The organism is Pseudomonas violetae (genome assembly GCF_023072615.1).
Taxonomy (GTDB): domain Bacteria; phylum Pseudomonadota; class Gammaproteobacteria; order Pseudomonadales; family Pseudomonadaceae; genus Aquipseudomonas; species Aquipseudomonas violetae.
Genome location: NZ_JAKNRW010000022.1, coordinates 63,251 through 83,698, shown reverse-complemented (window position 1 = coordinate 83,698; position 20,448 = coordinate 63,251). Strand labels below are relative to the sequence as shown.

Here is a 20,448-nt window from a genome sequence, read left to right as displayed (position 1 = left end):
ACCTGGCCGGTGCTGCTCGCCACCGGGCTGGCTGCCGAGCGAGTGACCGCGTTGCTGCGCAAGCGCAGTGTGCGCATGGCCGGCGGGTTGCTGGTGATGCTGTTTGGCCTGTGGACCCTGCCGGGGCCGCATCAGCATTGGTTGATGGGGCATTAGAACCGCGATGGGCCCTGCACAGGCGACACAACTCTCCATTCTTGACGCAAATCAAGATGCCTAATTGCCCCACCCCCTAGACTCGCCAACACTGCCAGCCTATCCGGGGGAATGCCCGCATGATGCTCGACGCCATTCGTTGGGACACCGATCTGATCCGCCGTTATGACTTGGCGGGACCGCGCTACACCTCCTATCCGACCGCTGCGCAATTCGACGGTCATGTCGGCAGCTTCGACCTGTTCCATGCCCTGCGCGAAAGCCGCAAGGCGCTGCGGCCGTTGTCCCTGTATGTCCACGTGCCGTTCTGCGCGAACATCTGCTATTACTGCGCCTGCAACAAGGTCATCACCAAGGACCGCGGACGCGCCCAGCCCTATTTGCAGCGTCTGGAACAGGAGATCCAGTTGATCTCCTGTCACCTCGACCCGACACAAAAGGTCGAGCAACTGCACTTTGGCGGCGGCACCCCGACTTTTCTCAGCCACGACGAATTGCGCCAATTGATGGCGCAACTGCGCAAGCATTTCAATTTGCTCGACGACGATTCCGGCGACTACGGCATCGAGATCGATCCGCGCGAAGCCGACTGGTCGACCATGGGCCTGCTGCGCGAACTGGGTTTCAATCGAGTCAGCATCGGCCTGCAGGATCTTGACCCCACTGTGCAGCGAGCCGTCAATCGCCTGCAGAGCCTGGAAGAAACCCGCGCAGTGATCGACGCCGCGCGCACCCTGCAATTTCGCTCGATCAACATCGACCTGATCTACGGCCTGCCGAGACAGACACCGGAAAACTTTGCCCGAACCGTCGAGGAGGTCATCGTCCTGCAACCGGATCGGCTGTCCGTGTTCAACTACGCCCACCTGCCAGAACGCTTCATGCCTCAGCGGCGGATCAACAGCAGCGAACTGCCGACCCCGGCGCAGAAGCTCGAAATGCTGCAGCGCACCATCGAACAACTGACAGCCGCCGGTTACCGCTACATCGGCATGGATCACTTCGCCCTGCCCGACGACGAGCTGGCGATCGCCCAGGAAGAATCGACCCTGCAGCGTAATTTCCAGGGCTACACCACCCACGGTCACTGCGATCTGATTGGCTTGGGCGTGTCTGCCATCAGCCAGATCGGCGATCTGTACTGCCAGAACAACAGCGACCTGAATCACTACCAGAACGCGCTCGCCACCTCCCAACTGGCAACCAGCCGCGGCTTGTTATGCAATGCCGATGATCGGGTGCGCCGCGCGGTGATTCAGCAGCTGATTTGCAGCTTCAACGTGGAGTTCGCCGAAATCGAACAGGCGTTCAATATCGATTTTCGCGGCTACTTCGGCGAGCTCTGGCCGCAACTGCAAACAATGGCCAAAGACGGCCTGATCGAGCTCGACAGCGACCGCATCATCGTACTGCCCGCCGGGCGATTGCTGGTGCGCTCGGTGTGCATGGTGTTCGACCGTTACCTCGAACAACAGAATCGCGAGCGGTTTTCCAAGGTGATCTAGTGATCTGGGACAAATCGCTGCGTGCTGGTCGGATAGTCCTCTGGTGGGTTACCCTTACGTCTTATGTGTGTTTTTCCCACAAGGATTGAAGAAATGTCCGAGCCAGTCAAACTGCGCGCTCATGGTCAGGCCCACTGCAAGGATTGCAGCCTGGCCCCGCTGTGCCTTCCACTTTCGCTGAATCTGGAAGACATGGATGCGCTGGACGATATCGTCAAACGTGGCCGCCCGCTGAAAAAGGGCGAGTTTCTGTTCCGCCAGGGCGACACGTTTGATTCCGTCTATGCAGTACGCTCCGGCGCCCTGAAGACGTTCAGCCTCAGTGATGGTGGCGAAGAGCAGCTCACTGGCTTCCACCTGCCAAGTGAACTGGTCGGTTTGTCGGGGATGGACACTGAAAAACACCCGGTTTCCGCGCAAGCCATGGAAACCACTTCGGTGTGCGAGATTCCGTTCGAGCGCCTCGACGAACTGGCGCTGCAATTGCCGCAACTGCGCCGTCAACTGATGCGCGTGATGAGCCGCGAGATCCGCGACGACCAACAAATGATGTTGCTGTTGTCGAAGAAAACCGCAGACGAGCGCATCGCCACTTTCCTGGTTAACCTCTCGGCCCGCTTCCGCGCCCGGGGCTTCTCGGCCAACCAGTTCCGCCTGAGCATGTCGCGCAATGAAATCGGCAACTACCTGGGCCTGGCGGTGGAAACCGTGTCCCGGGTGTTCACGCGCTTCCAGCAAAACGAACTGATTGCCGCTGAGGGCAAGGAAATCCATATCCTCGATCCGATACAGCTGTGCGCTCTGGCCGGCGGTTCGCTGGAAGGCTGAAAGCAGCAACGGCGGTTGAGCGAAACGGTTCAGCCGCCGTTATACTGTGCCGTTTGCAGCCTGCCAGGACTCTTCGACTATGGCCTTCGACTCCTTCGACATCAAATCCCTGATCCGCCCCGTGATCGACTTTCCAAAGCCGGGCGTGATCTTTCGCGACATCACGCCCTTGTTCCAGTCACCCACCGCCCTGCGCCTGGTGATGGACAGCTTTGCCCACCGTTATGTCGAAGCCGACTTCACACACATCGGCGCAATGGACGCCCGTGGTTTCCTGATCGGCTCGGTGCTGGCCTATCAGTTGAACAAGCCGCTGGTGCTGTTTCGCAAGCAAGGCAAACTGCCGGCCGATGTGTTGGCCGAGGGTTATGCGACCGAGTACGGCGAAGCCTTCCTTGAAGTGCATGCCGACAGCCTGTGCGAGGGTGATTCGGTGGTGATGTTCGATGACCTGATTGCCACTGGCGGAACTTTGATTGCGGCGGCGAACCTGATCCGACGCATGGGCGCGCAAGTGCATGAGGCGGCAGCGATTATCGATTTACCGGAGCTCGGTGGGTCGCAGCGGCTGGAGGATATGGGGATACCGACTTTTTGCCTGACGCAGTTTGCGTTGACTGATAAGTAAGTCGCCTGTTCCGACGCCATCGCGGGCAAGCCCGCTTCCACAGGGTTCTTTGTCATGCACAGGATTTGTGTACGGCGCGGATCTTTGTGGGAGCTGGCCTGCCAGCGATGGCGTCAGTCGCCATATCGCAAGCCTCAGATCCCCATTTGCTTGCTGATAATCTCGTTCATCACCTCCCGAGTCCCCCCGCCGATCGAGAGGATCCGGTTATCCCGATATAGCCGCTCCACCAAACTCTCCCGCATATACCCCAGCCCGCCGAGAATCTGCACCGCATCGCTGGTAATCCGATCTGCGGTGTCAGTGGCAAAATTCTTCGCCATGGAAATCTCCTTGATCACACTCTGCCCCGCCGCCATTTTTGCCGCCTGGCGGTAGGTGAACTCCCGGGACACTTCCAGCGCCGTGGCCATCTCGGCCAGGCGGTGCTTGAGCACCTGGAATTTGCCGATGGGCTTGCCGAACGCCTCGCGCTGACGTGCCCATTTGAGGCTTTCCTCCAACGCCAGCTCGGCGGTCATGTTGGCCATCAAGGCCAGGGCCAGGCGCTCACTCTGGAAGTTGCCCATGATGCAGGCGAAGCCCATGTTTTCGGTGCCGATCAGATTTCCTACAGGTACTTGGCAATCGTCGAAGAACAGTTCGGCGGTGTCTGACGCCCACCAGCCCATTTTCTTCAATTGGCGGCCGACGGTAAAACCGGGGGTGCCCTTTTCGATCAGCAGCAGGCTGATGCCGCCGAAGCCAGGCTCTCCGGTGCGCACCGCGACGGTGTAGAAGTCGGCGCGAACGCCACTGGTGATGTAGGTTTTGCTGCCGTTGACCCGATAGACATCGCCCTCGCGAACGGCGCGGGTTTGCAGATTGGCGACGTCTGAGCCACCGCTCGGCTCGGTGATGGCCAGCGCGCTGATCTTCTCGCCCCTGAGGACCTGGGGTACTACACGATCGCGGACTTCAGGTTTGGCCCATTTGAGAATGGGCGGCAAACCGATGTCCAGGGAGCCAAGACCGGCGACCAGACCACCGGAGCCGCAGCGCATCAGCTCTTCACTGGCGGCGACTTTGGCGAACAGATCGCCTTCGTGAGAGCCGCCGAAGGCTTCGGGGTAACCGATGCCCAGGATCCCTGCCTGGCCTGCCTTCAGATAGAGCTCGCGGGGGAAGTTTTCCGCTTCTTCCCACTGATCGATGTCCGGCAGGATCTCGCGCTCGACAAAACGCCTGACGCTGTCGCGGACCAATTGGTGGCTAGGATCGAAGTATTCCTGAAAGGCAGGCATCGGCGAACTCCACTGAGGGTTCAGTCAAGTTAACCGAGCGCTTGCTTGGTTTTCAACAACAACCTGTAGGAGCGAGCTCGCTCGCGATGGTCGTTAACGATGACGCGGGAAATCTGATACCCCGCGCCGCCCTCGAATCCATCGCGAGCAAGCTCGCTCCTACAGATATTCGGCGCCGTTTGCGGTGTGGGAGCAAGGCTTGCCCGCGATGGCGTCATCACGGAGGTTACAGAGCGATCGGCTTACGCCCCGCGAACGAATGCGCCAGCGTCCCGCCATCCACCAACTCCAGCTCGCCACCCAGTGGCACACCATGGGCAATGCGCGAGGCGATCAGGCCTTTGTTGCTCAGCAGTTGGGCAATGTAATGCGCCGTCGCCTCACCTTCCACCGTCGGGTTGGTGGCCAGGATCACTTCGGTAAAGGTGCCCGCCTCCTCGATCCGCGCCAACAGTTGCGGGATGCCGATGGCCTCGGGGCCCAGGCCGTCCAGAGGCGACAGATGGCCCTTGAGCACGAAGTAGCGCCCGCGGAACCCGGTCTGCTCCACCGCGTAGACGTCCATCGGGCCTTCCACCACGCAGAGCAAGGTGTCATCGCGGCGGGTGTCGGCGCATTGCGGGCACAGGTCGTCTTCGGTCAGCGTGCGGCACAACCGGCAGTGACCGACGCCTTCCATGGCCTGACTCAGCGCCGATGCCAGGCGCGAGCCACCGCTGCGATCACGCTCGAGCAACTGCAACGCCATGCGCTGGGCGGTTTTCTGGCCAACACCCGGCAAGGTTCGCAGGGCATCGATCAGTTGGCGAATCAAAGGGCTGAAGCTCATGGGGAAACGTCCGACAAATCAACGAGACGCGGTTTATACCCGCGCCTCTCTTTAGCGTCAATTGCTCAGTCTTGAGCGACCCTCACCACCAGTTTGCCGAAGTTACGCCCTTCCAGCAGGCCGATGAAGGCTTCGGGGGCGTTCTCCAGGCCATCGACCACATCCTCGCGGAACTTCACCTTGCCATCACGCACCCATGGCGCCATGGCGCTGATGAATTCCGGCTGGCGATCACCGTAGTCATCGAACACGATAAAGCCCTGGATGCGCACGCGCTTGGTCAGCAGGGTGCGCTGCAGTTGCGGCAGGCGATCCGGACCGGACGGCGCTTCATGGGCGTTGTAGCCGGCGATCAGGCCACACAGGGGAATACGCGCCTTGGCATTGAGCAGCGGCAACACCGCATCGAAGACTTTGCCACCGACGTTTTCATAGTAAATGTCCACGCCGTTGGGGCAAGCCTGCGCCAGGTCCTCGGCGAAACTCGGGCTCTTGTGGTCGATGCAGGCGGCAAAACCCAGCTCCTCGACCACGTACCGGCACTTCTCTGCGCCGCCCGCCACACCGATCACCCGAAGGCCCTTGATCTTCGCCACCTGGCCGACCACAGAGCCCACCGCTCCAGAGGCAGCGGCGACCACCAGGGTTTCGCCAGCCTGCGGCTGGCCGATGTCCATCAAGCCCATGTACGCGGTCATGCCCGGCATGCCAAGCACGCCCAGGGCCATTGAAGGGCTTGCCAGCCCGGACGGCACGGAGATGACGTTGCGTCCGTCGCTGATGCTGTGGCTCTGCCAGCCTGTAGCGCCGACCACCAGGTCGCCTTCCTGAAATTTCGGATTGAGCGAACGCTCCACTCGACTGACAGCGCCACCGGTCATTACCTCGTCAATTGCAACCGGAGCTGCGTAGGACGGTGCGTCACTCATCCGCCCGCGCATGTAGGGGTCCAGCGACAGGTAGAGGGTCTGAAGCAGGATCTGACCGTCTGCCAGGTCAGGCATGGTCTCCCTCTCCAGGCGAAAATTCTCTGGCGTCGGTGCGCCTACAGGGCGAGAGGCCAGGACGATACGTTGGTTGAGGGTCAATTCGTCTGGCATGTGAGCTTCTCCTGGAACGTTAATTGGGGGTATAGGGAGCAGACCTCGTTGGCAGTGGGGCGTTCGATGTTTCGTCAGGTAGACCGGGGTGAGTTCATCGCGGGCTTGCTCGCGAAGGCGGCGTATCGATCGCGCATGACCTACCGACAGAAACAAAAATGCCAAGCTTAACGCCTGGCATTTTTTTGTAGCTCATCCGACGCGCTTTGGCGAATCAGAATGGCAGTTTCATACCCGGCGGCAGTTGCATGCCAGCGGTCATGCCGGACATTTTGTCCTGGCTGTTGGCTTCGATCTTGCGCACGGCGTCGTTGACGGCGGAGGCGAATACGGCTTCCAGCATCTCCCGATCGTCTTCGCTCAGGCCTTCAACCATGCTTGGGTCGATGCTCACGCGCTTGACGTCGTGACGACCGGTCATCACTACGGTGACCATATCGCCACCGGCTTTACCGGTGACTTCGGCATTGGCCAGTTCTTCCTGCATCTTGGCCATTTTTTCCTGCATCTGCTGTGCCTGCTTCATCAGGCCGGCCATGCCACCTTTCATCATGGGAATCACCTCAAAGTACTTGGATTAAAACGGCGCCCGGCGCTTGTGGCCGCACGCCTTCAGTTATTAGCCCTGACTGGCCAGGGCTTCGACAGGTTCAATAGTATCGTTACGGATCACCGCACCAAACTGCTGCATCATTTGCTGGATGAACGGATCACCATGGATCGATTCCTCCGCCTCGCGCTGACGGTTGACCCGACGCCGGGACGCGGCCTGTGCAGGGGTTTCCTGCTCGGGCTTGATCAGCTCCATGCTCAGGGTCAGCGTGCGTCCGTGGTACTGGTTCAGCGCGTCGTTGAGGCGCCGTTGCTGGGTGGCGTTGAACAGGGCGCTGTGGGCCGGGTCCAGGTGCATCAACCAGTTATCGCCTTCGACGGAAATCAGCGTGCAGTTGGCGGCGATACTTCCGGTCATGCCAGAGATCGGCAGTTTCGGGAACAGCTCCAGCCATTGCAGGGCCAGGCCGGTGGCAGGCATGGCAGCCGGCTCGGGTTCTGGCTCCGGCGCAGGCTCGGCAGCATGTTCGCTGGCCAGCTCATCAAGGTAGCTGTAGGCCGAGTCGATGTCCGGCTCGATGTAATCTTCGTCCAGCGGCGGCTCATCGTCGAGGTCGGCGCCCGGGGTGGCAGCATCGACTTCAGCCAGGGACGGCTCCGGAATCGGCGCGGCGGCCCACTCCGGTGCGTCCGGTACCACGCTGTCAGGCGTGGGCAGTGGCATCGGCGCCAATTCGGGCTGCTCGCCTGCGGTCTCCAGCATCGGTTCGACGCAAGGCTGCAGAACGGGCTCGGGCTCGACCGGGTCGTTCCATGGCAGGTCGACCACCTCCTCGATAGCCACCGCCTCGACGACAGGCTCTGGCACCACAACCGGCGCAGCTGGCTCAGGCATTGGCGCTGGCGCAACAACGGGTGCAGCAACAACGGGTGCAACTGCCGTAGCGACTACCGGCGCAACAACCCGCGCGGCAGCCACTGAATTTGTGGAATCAACTGTGGCTTGGCTGATCCCCACTGGCTTTAGCGGCTGCCTCGGGGCGTCCGCCGTGTCGGCGGGTCGGAACGCGAGCATGCGCAACAGGACCATTTCGAACCCACCTCGCGGGTCCGGTGCCAGCGGCAGGTCACGGCGCCCGATCAGGCCCATCTGGTAATAGAACTGCACGTCTTCGGCCGGCAGAGCCTGGGCCAGGGCCAGCACCCGGTCACGGTCGCCCTGACCATTGTCGACGCCCTCAGGCAGAGCCTGGGCGATGGCGACCCGGTGCAGCACGTTAAGAATTTCCGAGAGCACGCCGTTCCAGTCCGGACCCTGCTCCGCCAGATGACGGACGGCTTCGAGCAGCGCCTTGGCATCGCCTTCGATCAGCGCATGCAGCACATCGTAGACCTGCCCGTGATCGAGCGTGCCGAGCATCGCTCGTACGTCGGCGGCCATGACCTTGCCTTCGCCGAAGGCAATGGCCTGGTCGGTGAGGCTCATGGCATCACGCATCGAACCGTCGGCGGCGCGGCCAAGCAACCACAGGGCATCGTCTTCGAACGGCACGTTCTCGACACCCAGCACATGGGTCAGGTGCTCGACCACGCGCTCGGGGGTCATGTTCTTCAGGGAGAACTGCAGGCAACGCGAAAGAATCGTTGCTGGAAGTTTCTGCGGATCGGTGGTGGCCAGGATGAACTTGACGTAGGGCGGCGGCTCTTCGAGGGTTTTAAGCAGCGCATTGAAGGAATGGCTGGAGAGCATGTGCACTTCGTCGATCAGGTAGACCTTGAAGCGCCCACGGCTCGGGGCATATTGCACGTTATCGAGCAGCTCGCGGGTGTCCTCGACCTTGGTCCGGCTCGCGGCGTCGATCTCGATCAGGTCAACGAAGCGCCCTTCATCGATCTCGCGGCACACCGAACATTCGCCACAGGGCGTGGAGGTGATACCCGTTTCACAATTCAGGCACTTGGCGATGATCCGCGCGATGGTGGTCTTGCCGACCCCGCGAGTGCCGGTGAACAGGTAGGCGTGATGCAGCCGCTGGCTGTCCAAGGCATTGATCAGAGCCTTGAGCACATGGGTCTGGCCGACCATTTCGCGGAACGAGCGCGGACGCCATTTACGTGCAAGAACCTGATAACTCATCGAAAACCGTCGCCACGAAGGAACACAAGCGGCTAATGCTAGCGGAGCAAGGCCAAAATTGCATCCGATGCCTCGTCTAATCTGGCTAAGATGCACAGAGGGGCATTTAACGGCTCAGGTTTCAGACGTACCGGAGCTTATATGCGCTTGGCCTTGGGGGCATTGTTGTTCGTGGGCATGGCCAGCGCGGCTGCAGACGCACCGCTGCGCTTCGTGGTGCCCGACAGCTGGACCATGCCAATGGTGCAGCTTGAGCGCGGTCGCCCCACCCAGGGCATCCTGTATGACGTGATGCTCAGCCTGGCCACCCAGGTCGGCGTGCCTGCAGAATTTCACGTAATGCCCCGGGCGCGGGTGCAGAGCGCCATGGAGCATGGCGAGATTGATGTGCGCTGTTATGCCGCGCAGTCCTGGTTGCCGAATCAGTCCGGCGATTACATCTGGAGCATTCCGCTGTGGGTTCAGCCTGATGTACTGCTGAGCCGCCCTGACCCGCTGACTTCCGCCGACCCGGCCCACCTGCCCCGCCAGTCGATCGGCACGGTGCGCGGCTACATTTATCCGACCCTGCAACCGCTGTTCGACGCCGACAAGCTGGAGCGCGAAGACGCGCGCAACCAGGAGCAGGTACTGGAAAAACTGCTGGCGGGACGCTATCGCTACGCGGTGAGCAATCAGTGGACGATGGACTGGTTCAACCAGCGCCTGCTGCCAGGGCAACAGTTGCAAAGCGTTGCGGTGCTGCAGAAGCAGCGGGTGGGGTGTTACGTGCGCAATGACCCCAAGGTGCCGGTGCAACGCATCCTGCGGACCTTGCTGCGGATGAAAATGTCCGGGGAGATCGACGACGTCATTCGGCTGTACATCGGCCATCCCTAGGGCGCCATATCTCAAGTCCGCTTGAACTCTTTCTTTAGCAAATCTGCGAATGCGTCTCTCGCACGATGAAGCCCGGTATGCCTGTTCCAGACGAAATAATTCTGAATCGGCTTCAAGTCCTCAAAGGCGTGCCCTTCAATCTCTCCGATTTTGCTGAACTGCTCAAAAACACCTTTTGGAACGACGGAAACGCCGGCTCCAGAGCTCACGCACCCGAGGATAGTGCCGTAGCTGGCTATGTTGTTAATAGAAGATGAAATTCGATGTTCCCCGAGCCAGGTGTTCAACGACGCTCGGTATGGACAGCCTTCAGGCCACATGAAGATAGCCTTGCCCTTGATATCCTGCGGCGTGTTGATTTTTCCGAGAAGGGGCGAAGCGATGACTACGAGCTCCTCTGTATACAGTTCTTCGTATTCAATATCCGGGTGCTGATTTTTAACAGCAATCACCGCACCGTCCAGTTTATAAGCGAGGATATCGCTCAATAACTGCGACCAGACCCCAGTGCTGAATTGCATTTGCACAGCGGGGTGATTTTTATGAAATCTGGATAAAAGCCTGGGCAACCTACCGGTAGCAGAAGACTCTATCGCACCAATGCTTAACATCCCTGACGGTTCGGCCCCAACATCAAGCGCCCCACGGGCTTCTTGACACAACGACAGGATTTTATTCGCGTAGCTGAGAAACAACTTACCGGAAGGGCTGATAACCAGCCCCCTGCCCTGCCTGATAAAAAGGGCTACGCCCAGCTCCTGCTCCAACAGCTTTATTCTGTTTGTTATGTTTGATGGAACACAATGCAACAACTCCGAAGCACGGATTATACTGCCTTGCTCAGCGACCACCTTGAACATGTTCAGCTGCGACAGCTCCATTAATACATCGCTCATTTAAAGTGAATGCTTTAATCACTATAAGTCACTTGTCCCTCGCGCCTCAAGTCAATTAGTGTTCCTGACAATCGACAGCAACAGCTTTGCAGACGCACCGGAACGGGAGCGCGATGCTTGCAGGGCCAAGCCGCTTATGTGCGAAATCAGCCACTGGATACCTGATGGACTTTGAACACGCGTTAATCACGTTAGGTTTTTTTGCTTTTTGTGGCGGCTTGATCGACGCAGCCGTTGGCGGAGGTGGATTGGTGCAGGTACCAGCACTTATACATGCCTTACCCGGGCACAGTCTTGCCACCGTATTTGGCACCAACAAACTGGCAGTGCTGGCGGGAAACCTCTCATCCATATTCACTTATGTAAAAAGAATAAGAATTGCCTGGAAGCTCATGCTACCAACCATGACTTCAGCGTTTATATTTGCGTTTTTGGGTGCTTTTTCAGTTTCTCTCATACCCAGAAGACTTATGGAATATGTTGTTTTTATTGTATTGATTGCAATGGCGATTTATACCTTCTTCAAAAAAGACCTGGGGCGATTCAGCTCTGACATAAGATGTGGCAGGAAAGAAATACTGCTGGGTGTGTTTTTCGGAGGTTTAATCGGCTTTTATGATGGGGTCTTCGGACCGGGCAGCGGCAGCCTCCTTCTTTTTATTTTCGTAAAATATTTCGGGTTCGACTTTTTAAATGCGTCCGCCTCGGCAAAGCTTGTTAATTTGGGAACATTCAGCGCCGCACTGATGTTTTTTATTCCTTCGGGCAACATTCTATGGGCTGTAGGTGGAGTCGTTGGCCTGTGTAATCTTGCAGGCTCGCTCACAGGCACATTTCTAGCCCTGCGTTATGGAAGCAGTTTTATTCGAATATTTTTTCTGATTCTACTGCTGTTCCTCATCGCAAGGATGGCAGTGTCCATATTCTTCTAACGGCTGAAGGCAGCGCTCAGCATCGCGGATCAGAAGGGGGATCACTACCGGGGTGCAGGGATCACTGCGCGCACGATTGCCGGTCCTGGCTCACCACTTAGGTAGGCCAAACGCTGTTCACTTCGAGATTTTTTACTGACAAATCCCTGTAGGACCAAGGATCTAGAGATAGGTGGTAACCCCACCAGCCACACCCCGGCACACAATGTTCCCGCTGTGGCTGCTTCCTTCCGGATCTGACCAGGTTAACGGGTAATCGTTGCGGGGGGACCGATGGGGTCACCATAACGACGCTCACCTGTCGGCGAGCCGCGCCATTGTACCTATCTGAGACGAAGTTACAACCGTTCGCGCGGATTAAAAATTATGAGGCCGGTCAAGGACATGCGTGTGGGCTTAGGAATGCGCCAACACTTCGTCCGCCCTGCCGCCCTCCTCCTGGATCACCAGGTGGATGAAGTGCAGCTTGGCGATCACCGCCGGTGGCAGAACGAAGGGGTAGAAATCCGGCTGACCCATGCTGCGTGACAGTTCGTTGAGCATGCCGGCGAGTTCGATCCAGGCGTTGACGAAAGACAGGAACGCCGGCCCACCGGGATGTTGCGGCTCGTAGAGCGTGTCGAGCGGGAATGGCTGGTAGTCGAAATCCATCTCCCGGGCGCTCATGCCAAACCCCAGGGCGGTGTCCACGGCGTCCATCATGTGCAGGTAGTGCGCCCAGGTTTCGGCCCAGTCTTCCCAGGGGTGCATGGTGGCGTAGGCGCTGACGCAGTGTTGCTGCCAGTCCAGGGGCGCGCCCTGCTGGTAATGACGATCGAGCGCCTCGGCGTAGCTCGCACGATCATCGCCGAACAGCTGGCGGAATGGCTGCAACCATTGGCTGTTGGCGACCAGGCGGTCCCAATAATAATGGCCGACTTCATGACGGAAGTGCCCGAGCAGCGTGCGATAAGGTTCGTGCATCTGCACCCGGACCTTTTCCCGATGCACATCGTCGGCTTCCTTGATGTCCAGGGTGATCAGGCCGTTGGCGTGCCCGGTGGTGGGCGCCTGCCCTTCGAGATCGACGCCGATGAAATCGAACGCGAGACCAGTCCCTTCATCGACCGTCTTGGGAGTCACCTGCAACCCCAGGCTGACCAACTGCGCCACCAGGCGGCGCTTGGCGGACTCGACCTTGCGCCAGCGTTCGTGGTTCTCGCCAATCGTCAGGTCCGGGATGGTGTGGTTGAGGCTGCAGGCAATACACAGCGCATTGCGGTCATCGGCCGGCAGCAGCCAATTGCAGGCGGCTGGAGAGTCGAGGTTGGCGCAACGGCGGAACAGGCCTGCCTCGGGTTCGCCGTCGAGCAGCCAGGTATCGGCCTGCGGGCCAGGCTGCAGTGACGACAGACGGCTTTTCTCCGGCTGATAGCCCAGCATCGCCGAACAGGCCAGGCACTGGCTGTTGCTGAAGAACAGCGACTGCCCGCAGCGGCACTGCCATACCTTGCTGTTGCGGGAAGTCTCGCCGATGAAAGGCGCAGCGATGCGGGAACTGAGCTGTTCGAAGAAGCGGTACATGGCGATCTCTCCCTGGGGCTGGCCAAGACTAGATCATTGGGGCTGGAATATCGTTCCCACAAATTTTGGGGGGATCAAAACATCGGTGCAAATGCGACGCTGAACCCGTAGGAGCCGGCTTGCCGGCCCCATGCCATCAGGCGGTGATGCCGTGTTTTTTCAGGAACTCGACAAACGCCTCTTCATCCAGCACCTTCAACCCCAGCTCGTTGGCCTTGGCCAGTTTCGAACCGGCACCCGGCCCAGCCACCACGCAATGGGTCTTGGCCGATACCGAACCTGCAACCTTGGCGCCCAGGCTTTCCAGCTTGTCCTTGGCCACGTCGCGGCTCATCAGTTCCAGCGATCCGGTCAGGACCCAGGTCTGCCCAGCCAGCGGCAAGCCTTCGACGACTTTTTTCTCACTCAGCCAGTGCATGCCGAACTCGGTCAACTGCGCCTCGGCCTTCAACGCGCGCTGGCGATTGTCTTCAATGGCGAAAAACTCCCGCACCGCGTTCGCCTGCTTCTCCGGCAAGGCCTGGCGCATGTCCAGCCAATCGGCATTCATCACGGCTTGCAGCGAACCGAACTTGTCTGCCAGCTTCTGTGCGCCGCCCGGGCCGACCGAGGGGATGTGCAGCTTGTCGAGGAACCCGCCCAGGGTGGTGCTGGCGGAGAATTCGGCGCCCAGTTCGCCCTGGTCCTGAATCTCCAGGCCGTGCTTGAGCAGTTCGGCGATGACCTGGCGGTTGTGCCCGTCCTCGAAGAAACTGTGGATCTCGTACGCCACTTCCAGGCCGACGTCCGGCAAATACGTGAGCACCTGCGGCAAGGCCTGCTGCACCCGCTCCAGGGAACCCAGGGAGCGCGCCAGGACCTTGGCCGTCTCCTCGCCGACATCGGGAATCCCGAGGGCGTAGATGAAGCGCGCCAGGCTCGGCTTCTTGCTGTTTTCGATGGCGCTGAGCAGCTTCTTGCTCGATAGCTCGGCAAAGCCTTCGAGGTCGACGATGTCTTCGAACTTGAGGGCATACAGATCCGCCGGCGAACTCACCAGCCCTTCATCCACCAACTGCTCGACGCTCTTGTCGCCCAGGCCTTCGATGTCCATGGCTCGGCGCGAGACGAAGTGGATGATCGCCTGCTTGAGCTGCGCGCCACAGGCCAGGCGCCCGACGCAGCGATACACCGCACCCTCACTGACGGTCTCGCGGCCCTTGCTGCGCTTGACCAGTTGGGTGCGCTCGACGTGCGAGCCACACACCGGGCACTGCTCGGGAATCTGCACCGCCCGGGCATTTTCGGGACGACGCTCGATGACGACTTGCACCACTTGCGGAATCACGTCGCCCGCACGGCGGATGATCACGGTGTCGCCGATCATTAGCCCCAGTCGCGCGACTTCGTCCATGTTGTGCAAGGTCGCATTGGCCACGGTGACGCCCGCAACCTTGACCGGCTTGAGGCGTGCCACGGGAGTGACCGCGCCGGTGCGTCCGACCTGGAACTCGACGTCGAGCAGTTCGGTGAGTTCTTCCATCGCCGGGAATTTGTGGGCAATGGCCCAGCGCGGCTCACGCGCGCGGAAGCCCAGTTCACGCTGGGAGGCGATGCTGTTGACCTTGAACACCACGCCGTCGATTTCGTAAGCCAGGCTGTTACGACGCTCACCGATGTCGCGGTAGTAATCCAGGCATTCGTCGATGCCGTGCGCCAGCTTCAGTTCGCGGCTGATCGGCATGCCCCACTGCTGCAGCTGCTTGAGGTTACCGATGTGGGTGTCGGCGATGTCCGCCGATATCTGGCCGATGCCATAACAGCAGAATTCCAGGGGACGGTTAGCGGTGATCTTCGAATCCAGCTGGCGCAAGCTGCCCGCGGCGGCGTTGCGCGGGTTGGCGAAGGTCTTGCCGCCGACTTCCAGCTGAGTGGCGTTGAGCCGCTCGAAACCGGCCTTGGACATGAACACTTCGCCGCGCACTTCCAGGGTCGCCGGCCAGCCGCTGCCTTGCAGCTTGAGCGGGATATTGCGCACGGTGCGCACGTTGACGCTGATGTCTTCGCCGGTAGTGCCATCGCCGCGAGTCGCGCCACGCACCAGCACACCGTCCTGATACAGCAGGCTGACCGCCAGGCCATCGAGCTTTGGCTCACAGCTGTACTCGACTGCCGCACCGTCGCCCAGCAGATCACCGACCGGCAGGTCGAGGCCTTCGGTGACCCGGCGATCAAACTCGCGCATGTCGGTTTCTTCAAAGGCGTTACCGAGGCTGAGCATCGGCACTTCATGGCGCACCTGGGTGAACGCCGACAACGCGGCGCTGCCTACGCGCTGGGTAGGCGAGTCGCTGGTGACCAGTTCCGGATGCGCGGCTTCGAGGGCCTTGAGTTCGTGGAACAGGCGGTCGTACTCGGCGTCCGGAATGCTCGGCTCGTCCAGTACGTGGTAGCGATAGTTGTGCTGATCCAGCTCGGTGCGCAGTTCTAGAATGCGGTTTTTGGCGGCGGTCATGGGTGTTCTCTCATAAAGCAAAAGAGCAGCCGAGGCTGCTCAATCTTATCTGGATCTTTTGCCTTTATCGTTTCTGGGTCAGCGCACGACGTTCGAATTCAACGATGCGCTGACGGTAATGCTCGATCGTCTGGGCGGTCAGCACGCTGCGCTGGTCGTCTTTCAATTCGCCGTTCAGTTCCTGGGACAGCTTGCGCGCCGCCGCCACCATCACCTCGAAGGCCTGCTTCGGATGACGCGGGCCAGGCAGGCCGAGGAAGAAGCTGACCGCCGGGGTGCTGAAATGATCGATATCGTCCAGGTCAAACACCCCCGGCTTCACGGCGTTGGCCATGGAGAACAGCACTTCACCGTTGCCCGCCATGCTTTCGTGGCGGTGGAAAATATCCATTTCGCCGAAACGCAGACCGCTTTCCAGGATGTTCTGCAGCAGCGCCGGGCCCTTGAAACCTGCCGCGTCGCGGCAGATCACGCTGATCACCAGTACTTCCTCGGCCTGCGGTTGATCCCGCTCGCTGGTGGAGTGCGCAGGCTTGCTGTCGTCCGGGAAATCGTCGTCGCGGCTGCTGAAGCTCGGGCCGCCGTCCAGGTCGAGGTTAAGGTTCAGGTCGCCCTGGGACGGCTCACCATGACCACGCTTGCCGCGCTTGGAGCCCGATTCACGGGCGTCACGGGCCGACATGCTCACCGACGGCAAATCGTGCTCGTCCAGTTGCGGCTCTTTGTGGGTGTCCAGAACGCGGGGCGGGCCCAACAGCTCGGCGCTGGTGTCCTCTTCCGGCAGATTGGATAAATTTCGGTCAAGACGGAACTTCAGTTTTCCCTTGCCGCCGCGCATGCGGCGCCAGCCATCGAAAAGAATACCGGCAATGACAATAATGCCGATGACGATCAGCCACTCGCGCAGACCGATTTCCATGTAATCCCGTGCCTCTATAAAAAATGCTGAAAAATAAGGGGTTTACAACTCGCAAACCGCTTTAAAACGTGGCGCCAACTCTATGTTCTGACAGGCGTTTTGCCCACGTATACGAAAAATTGATATTAAACTAGCACGACCAAAGGCAACTTTACACCGTCTGTCATCCTGCCCAGTGCGAATATGTCGAATTAGCTGTAAGACAAGGCCCTCAAACACGTCACCCATGCCTGTAGTACCTTTCCTACAGATCCGCCTCAGGCATCCACCATCGCCATCGCTTCTTCCACGTCCACCGCCACCAGTCTCGAACAGCCCGGCTCGTGCATCGTCACTCCCATCAGTTGATCGGCCATTTCCATGGCGATCTTGTTGTGGGTGATATAGATGAACTGCACCGTCTGGGACATTTCCTTCACCAGTCGTGCGTAGCGTCCAACGTTAGCGTCATCCAAGGGTGCGTCAACCTCATCAAGCATGCAGAACGGCGCCGGATTCAACTTGAAGATCGCAAAAACCAGGGCCAGTGCAGTCAGGGCTTTTTCACCGCCGGAGAGCAAATGGATGGTGCTGTTCTTCTTCCCGGGCGGCTGCGCCATGATTGTCACCCCTGTATCGAGTAGATCTTCGCCCGTCAGTTCCAAATAGGCGCGTCCTCCACCGAAAACTTTTGGGAAAAGTGCCTGTAATCCGCCATTGATCTGATCAAAGGTATCTTTGAAGCGGTTGCGGGTTTCCTTGTCGATCTTGCGAATGACGTTTTCGAGGGTGTCCAGCGCTTCCACCAGATCGTCGTTCTGCGCATCCAGATATCGTTTACGCTCGGACTGCTGCTGGTACTCGTCAATAGCCGCGAGGTTGATCGCACCCAGGCGTTGAATGCGTGCGGCAATGCGCTCGAGTTCTTCCTCGGCGTCCTTCTCGTTGGCCTCGGCCGTCAGGGTGGCAAGCACGCCGTGCAGGTCGTAGCCGTCCTCCAGCAGTTGATCCTGCAAAGAGGTGCGGCGCACAGTCAGGGCTTGCCATTCCATGCGCTGGGTTTCCAGCTGGCTGCGAATCAGCTGCGACTGTTGCTCGGCCTGGCTGCGGCGTTTTTCCGCTTCGCGCAATTCACGGTCGGCGTCTTCCAGGGCGATCTGCGCGGTCTTGAGTTCTTCGTCGACGGTCATGCGTTTGTCGAGCAACTCTTCGAGCTTGAGGCGCAACTCTTCCAGTGGCGCCTCGCCCTCCTCCAGATTAAGGCTCAGTTGCTCGCGCTTCTCGGTCAGGCGCTCGGACTGCATTTCCAGTCTTTCCAGGGCCTGACGCGTCGAGTCGTGCTGCGCCTTGAGCGAGCCGAGGCGCACTGCCAGTTGATGCGCGTGATCCTTGTGCTGGCGGGCTTCCTGCCGCACTCGGTCGAGGCGTTCGCGCAAGCTGTCCCGTTGCGCCAGCAGCAACTCGCGCTGCTCGGTATCGAGCGCCATGCTGTCGAGGGCTTCCTGCAATTGCAGGCGCGCCTCGCCGATGTTTTCGTGTTCCAGGGCGCGCTGCTCGGCCAACTCGGTGAGTTCTTCGTCGAGCCGGATGCGGCGCAACGACAGCTGCTCGGCCTTGGCTTTGCCGGCGGACAGCTGGGCTTTCAATTCGCCTTGCTGACGCGCTTCGTCCTGCAGCAGACGACGCAAGTGTTCGCGGCCGTTTTCCTGCTGACGCTGTTGCGCCCGCAGATTTTGCAGTTGCGTCTCCAGGGTCTCGACCGTGGCTTCGCGCTCTTCGCGCTCAAGGCCAAGACGCTGGATTTCCTGGCCCCGCGCCAGCACGCCGCTTTCGGCTTCACTGGCCCGGCGCACCCGCACGAAATGCCGCCCGACCCAATAACCGTCGCGACTGATCAGGCTTTCGCCGGCGCTCAACTGACCGCGCAGCGCCAGGGCCTGTTCGAGACTGTCGACCGGCTTGACCTGCCCCAACCATGGCGCCAGGTCTATTTGCGCCTCGACCTTGTCCAGCAGGCTGCCGGGCACTCGCAGGCCATCACTGGCCGGGCTCAGCAGGCGCAGATCGCCCTGGGCAAAACCGGCCAGGTCGTAGTCACTGAAGTCATCCACCAGCACGGCTTGCAGGTCGGCACCCAGTACGGTTTCCACTGCCAGCTCCCAGCCCGCTTCAACCTTCAGGCCTTCGGCCAGGCGCGGGCGGTCTGCCAGATGCTGTTCACGCAACCATTCAGCGGTACCGGTGCCCGGATCGAGCGCGGCTTGCTGCAGGGCTTCCAAAGAAGCCAGACGACCGTTGAGCCGTTGCAGATCGCCCTGGGCCTGCTGCTGCGCCGACAGCGCCTGCTGCAACTCCTGACGCAACTGCTCCAGGCGTTCGACCTGAGCTTCTTCGCTGGCCTGCAAGTCCTCCAGCGTCGCCTCGCTGGCTGCCAGCTGCTCGCTGAGCTCCATGATCGCCGCGTCTTCCGGGTCTGCCGAGAGCAATGCGCGCTCTTCGCCGAGGCGCTTCTGCCGGTCGGCCAGGCGCTCCATGCTGGTTTCCAGCTGCTGGATGCGCGACTGCTGGACTTCGGCCTGGCGCCGGGGCTCGGCGGCGGTCAGGTTGAACGTGTCCCACTGCTCCTGCCAGCCATGCATGGTGGTTTCGGATTCTTCCAGGGTCGCCGCAGCCTCTTCGGCGGCGGCGCTGGTGACTTCCTGTTCCGGGGTGAGCATGTCCAGCTCCTCGCCGAGGGTCAGCAGCAACGTGCGGTCGTGACCCAAGTGCGATTCGGTTTCCAGGCGCGCGCGCTCGGCTTCTTTCAGGTCGTCCTGCAACTGGCGCAGGCGCTGCTGGCCGTGCTGGATGCTCTGCTCGACCCGGGCAATGTCGCCGCCTACCGAATAGAAGCGTCCCTGCACCAGATTGAAGCGCTCTGACAGGTCGTGGTGCCCGTCGCGCAAGCGTTCGATGCTCGCATCGGCATTGCGCTGCTCGGCCACCAGCGCCTCAAAGGTGATTTCCTGGGTGCCGATAATAGCTTCGCGCTGTCCCACCTGATCATTCAACGCCTGCCAGCGCAGGGCCGACAACTGCGCCTTGAGCTGACGTTCCTCGCCCTTGAGTTCCTGATATTTCTTGGCTGACTCGGCCTGGCGGTGCAGACGTTCGAGTTGACGCGTGAGCTCTTCGCGCAGGTCGGTCAGGCGCTCAAGGTTTTCGTGGGTGCGCCGGATGCGGTTTTCGGTCTCGCGCCGGCGCTCCTTGTACTTGGATATACCCGCCGCTTCTTCGATGAAGTTACGCAGGTCTTCAGGCTTGGATTCGATCAGCTTGGAGATCATCCCCTGCTCGATGATCGAGTAGCTGCGCGGGCCCAGGCCGGTACCGAGGAAGATGTCGGTGATGTCGCGACGGCGGCACTTGGTGCCATTGAGGTAATAGGTGGTCTGGCTGTCGCGGGTCACTTTGCGGCGAATGGATATTTCCGCATAGGCGGCGTATTCGCCCAGTAAGGTGCCGTCGGAGTTGTCGAACACCAGTTCGATGCTGGCCTGGCTCACCGGCTTGCGGCTGGTGGAGCCGTTGAAGATGACGTCGGTCATCGATTCGCCGCGCAAATTCTTGGCCGAGCTCTCGCCCATAACCCATCGCACCGCGTCGATGATGTTCGACTTGCCGCAACCGTTGGGCCCAACCACTGCCGCCATGTTACTGGGGAAGTTGACGGTGGTCGGGTCGACGAAGGATTTGAACCCCGCCAGCTTGATGCACTTGAGCCGCACG

The 20,448-nt window shown here is 60.1% G+C and carries 15 protein-coding genes, 1 other RNA gene and 1 pseudogene; 6 read left to right on the top strand and 11 right to left on the bottom strand.

Going from position 1 to position 20,448, the window contains the following annotated elements:
• The 4 genes and pseudogenes from L9059_RS21415 to L9059_RS21400 form a co-directional block, all read left to right on the top strand.
• Positions 1-156 (top strand): annotated as a pseudogene (locus L9059_RS21415) (sulfite exporter TauE/SafE family protein); the annotation flags it as partial.
• 122 nt (positions 157-278) lie between these two features.
• Entirely contained in the window at positions 279-1,661 is a 1,383-nt protein-coding gene (gene hemN / locus L9059_RS21410) for an oxygen-independent coproporphyrinogen III oxidase (RefSeq protein ID WP_247292902.1), read from the top strand.
• A 93-nt stretch (positions 1,662-1,754) separates the two neighbouring features.
• Positions 1,755-2,489, top strand: a complete 735-nt coding sequence (fnr, locus tag L9059_RS21405; RefSeq protein ID WP_247292897.1) for a fumarate/nitrate reduction transcriptional regulator Fnr — start codon at positions 1,755-1,757, stop codon at positions 2,487-2,489.
• Positions 2,490-2,568: 79 nt separating this feature from the next.
• Positions 2,569-3,117 carry an adenine phosphoribosyltransferase gene (locus L9059_RS21400; protein WP_247292896.1) on the top strand — a complete coding sequence of 183 codons (549 nt, stop codon included), beginning with the start codon at positions 2,569-2,571 and terminating at the stop codon, positions 3,115-3,117.
• A gap of 134 nt (positions 3,118-3,251) precedes the next feature.
• Here the strand turns inward: L9059_RS21400 and L9059_RS21395 are convergent, their stop codons facing one another.
• The 5 genes from L9059_RS21395 to dnaX all read right to left on the bottom strand — a co-directional run bounded on the left by L9059_RS21395 (position 3,252) and on the right by dnaX (position 9,018).
• The gene (locus tag L9059_RS21395; RefSeq protein ID WP_247292895.1) at positions 3,252-4,400 is read right to left on the bottom strand and encodes an acyl-CoA dehydrogenase family protein; all 1,149 of its coding nucleotides are present in this window, start codon (positions 4,398-4,400) and stop codon (positions 3,252-3,254) included.
• 226 nt (positions 4,401-4,626) lie between these two features.
• Positions 4,627-5,229, bottom strand: coding sequence for a recombination mediator RecR (gene recR / locus L9059_RS21390; RefSeq protein WP_247292894.1), 603 nt, complete (start codon positions 5,227-5,229; stop codon positions 4,627-4,629).
• Between the two features lie 65 nt (positions 5,230-5,294).
• Entirely contained in the window at positions 5,295-6,329 is a 1,035-nt protein-coding gene (locus tag L9059_RS21385; RefSeq protein ID WP_247292893.1) for an NADP-dependent oxidoreductase, read from the bottom strand.
• Between the two features lie 214 nt (positions 6,330-6,543).
• A complete protein-coding gene (locus L9059_RS21380; protein ID WP_247292892.1) occupies positions 6,544-6,882 on the bottom strand; it encodes a YbaB/EbfC family nucleoid-associated protein in 339 nt (112 codons plus the stop codon).
• A 66-nt stretch (positions 6,883-6,948) separates the two neighbouring features.
• A complete protein-coding gene (gene dnaX / locus L9059_RS21375; RefSeq protein WP_247292891.1) occupies positions 6,949-9,018 on the bottom strand; it encodes a DNA polymerase III subunit gamma/tau in 2,070 nt (689 codons plus the stop codon).
• Positions 9,019-9,159: 141 nt separating this feature from the next.
• On the opposite strand from dnaX, the gene L9059_RS21370 reads away from it, so the two are divergent.
• Positions 9,160-9,897, top strand: coding sequence for a substrate-binding periplasmic protein (locus tag L9059_RS21370; RefSeq protein ID WP_247292890.1), 738 nt, complete (start codon positions 9,160-9,162; stop codon positions 9,895-9,897).
• An 11-nt stretch (positions 9,898-9,908) separates the two neighbouring features.
• On the opposite strand, the gene L9059_RS21365 is transcribed toward L9059_RS21370, so the two are convergent.
• Complete coding sequence (locus L9059_RS21365) at positions 9,909-10,778, bottom strand: LysR family transcriptional regulator (protein WP_247292901.1); 870 nt, start codon at positions 10,776-10,778, stop codon at positions 9,909-9,911.
• 179 nt (positions 10,779-10,957) lie between these two features.
• On the opposite strand from L9059_RS21365, the gene L9059_RS21360 reads away from it, so the two are divergent.
• Complete coding sequence (locus tag L9059_RS21360; protein WP_247292889.1) at positions 10,958-11,725, top strand: sulfite exporter TauE/SafE family protein; 768 nt, start codon at positions 10,958-10,960, stop codon at positions 11,723-11,725.
• 179 nt (positions 11,726-11,904) lie between these two features.
• On the opposite strand, the gene ffs is transcribed toward L9059_RS21360, so the two are convergent.
• The 5 genes from ffs to smc form a co-directional block, all read right to left on the bottom strand.
• Positions 11,905-12,001, bottom strand: an RNA gene (gene ffs, locus L9059_RS21355) — signal recognition particle sRNA small type.
• A 120-nt stretch (positions 12,002-12,121) separates the two neighbouring features.
• Positions 12,122-13,288: a zinc-binding metallopeptidase family protein gene (locus L9059_RS21350; RefSeq protein ID WP_247292888.1), complete on the bottom strand. Its 1,167-nt coding sequence runs from the start codon at positions 13,286-13,288 to the stop codon at positions 12,122-12,124.
• Positions 13,289-13,424: 136 nt separating this feature from the next.
• Positions 13,425-15,782 (bottom strand): NAD-dependent DNA ligase LigA, encoded by a 2,358-nt coding sequence (gene ligA, locus L9059_RS21345; RefSeq protein ID WP_247292887.1) that lies wholly within the window; start codon positions 15,780-15,782, stop codon positions 13,425-13,427.
• A gap of 64 nt (positions 15,783-15,846) precedes the next feature.
• Positions 15,847-16,701: a cell division protein ZipA gene (gene zipA / locus L9059_RS21340; protein ID WP_247292886.1), complete on the bottom strand. Its 855-nt coding sequence runs from the start codon at positions 16,699-16,701 to the stop codon at positions 15,847-15,849.
• Positions 16,702-16,958: 257 nt separating this feature from the next.
• Positions 16,959-20,447, bottom strand: coding sequence for a chromosome segregation protein SMC (gene smc, locus L9059_RS21335; RefSeq protein WP_247292885.1), 3,489 nt, complete (start codon positions 20,445-20,447; stop codon positions 16,959-16,961).
• Position 20,448: the final 1 nt, after the last annotated feature.

Excerpts from the sequence above, each read along its gene's own strand:
- hemN (WP_247292902.1), top strand. The coding sequence starts at position 279 with ATGCTCGACGCCATTCGTTGGGACACCGATCTGATCCGCCGTTATGAC.
- fnr (WP_247292897.1), top strand. The coding sequence starts at position 1,755 with ATGTCCGAGCCAGTCAAACTGCGCGCTCATGGTCAGGCCCACTGCAAG.
- L9059_RS21400 (WP_247292896.1), top strand. The coding sequence starts at position 2,569 with ATGGCCTTCGACTCCTTCGACATCAAATCCCTGATCCGCCCCGTGATC.
- L9059_RS21395 (WP_247292895.1), bottom strand. The coding sequence starts at position 4,400 with ATGCCTGCCTTTCAGGAATACTTCGATCCTAGCCACCAATTGGTCCGC.
- recR (WP_247292894.1), bottom strand. The coding sequence starts at position 5,229 with ATGAGCTTCAGCCCTTTGATTCGCCAACTGATCGATGCCCTGCGAACC.
- L9059_RS21385 (WP_247292893.1), bottom strand. The coding sequence starts at position 6,329 with ATGCCAGACGAATTGACCCTCAACCAACGTATCGTCCTGGCCTCTCGC.
- L9059_RS21380 (WP_247292892.1), bottom strand. The coding sequence starts at position 6,882 with ATGATGAAAGGTGGCATGGCCGGCCTGATGAAGCAGGCACAGCAGATG.
- dnaX (WP_247292891.1), bottom strand. The coding sequence starts at position 9,018 with ATGAGTTATCAGGTTCTTGCACGTAAATGGCGTCCGCGCTCGTTCCGC.
- L9059_RS21370 (WP_247292890.1), top strand. The coding sequence starts at position 9,160 with ATGCGCTTGGCCTTGGGGGCATTGTTGTTCGTGGGCATGGCCAGCGCG.
- L9059_RS21365 (WP_247292901.1), bottom strand. The coding sequence starts at position 10,778 with ATGGAGCTGTCGCAGCTGAACATGTTCAAGGTGGTCGCTGAGCAAGGC.
- L9059_RS21360 (WP_247292889.1), top strand. The coding sequence starts at position 10,958 with ATGGACTTTGAACACGCGTTAATCACGTTAGGTTTTTTTGCTTTTTGT.
- L9059_RS21350 (WP_247292888.1), bottom strand. The coding sequence starts at position 13,288 with ATGTACCGCTTCTTCGAACAGCTCAGTTCCCGCATCGCTGCGCCTTTC.
- ligA (WP_247292887.1), bottom strand. The coding sequence starts at position 15,782 with ATGACCGCCGCCAAAAACCGCATTCTAGAACTGCGCACCGAGCTGGAT.
- zipA (WP_247292886.1), bottom strand. The coding sequence starts at position 16,701 with ATGGAAATCGGTCTGCGCGAGTGGCTGATCGTCATCGGCATTATTGTC.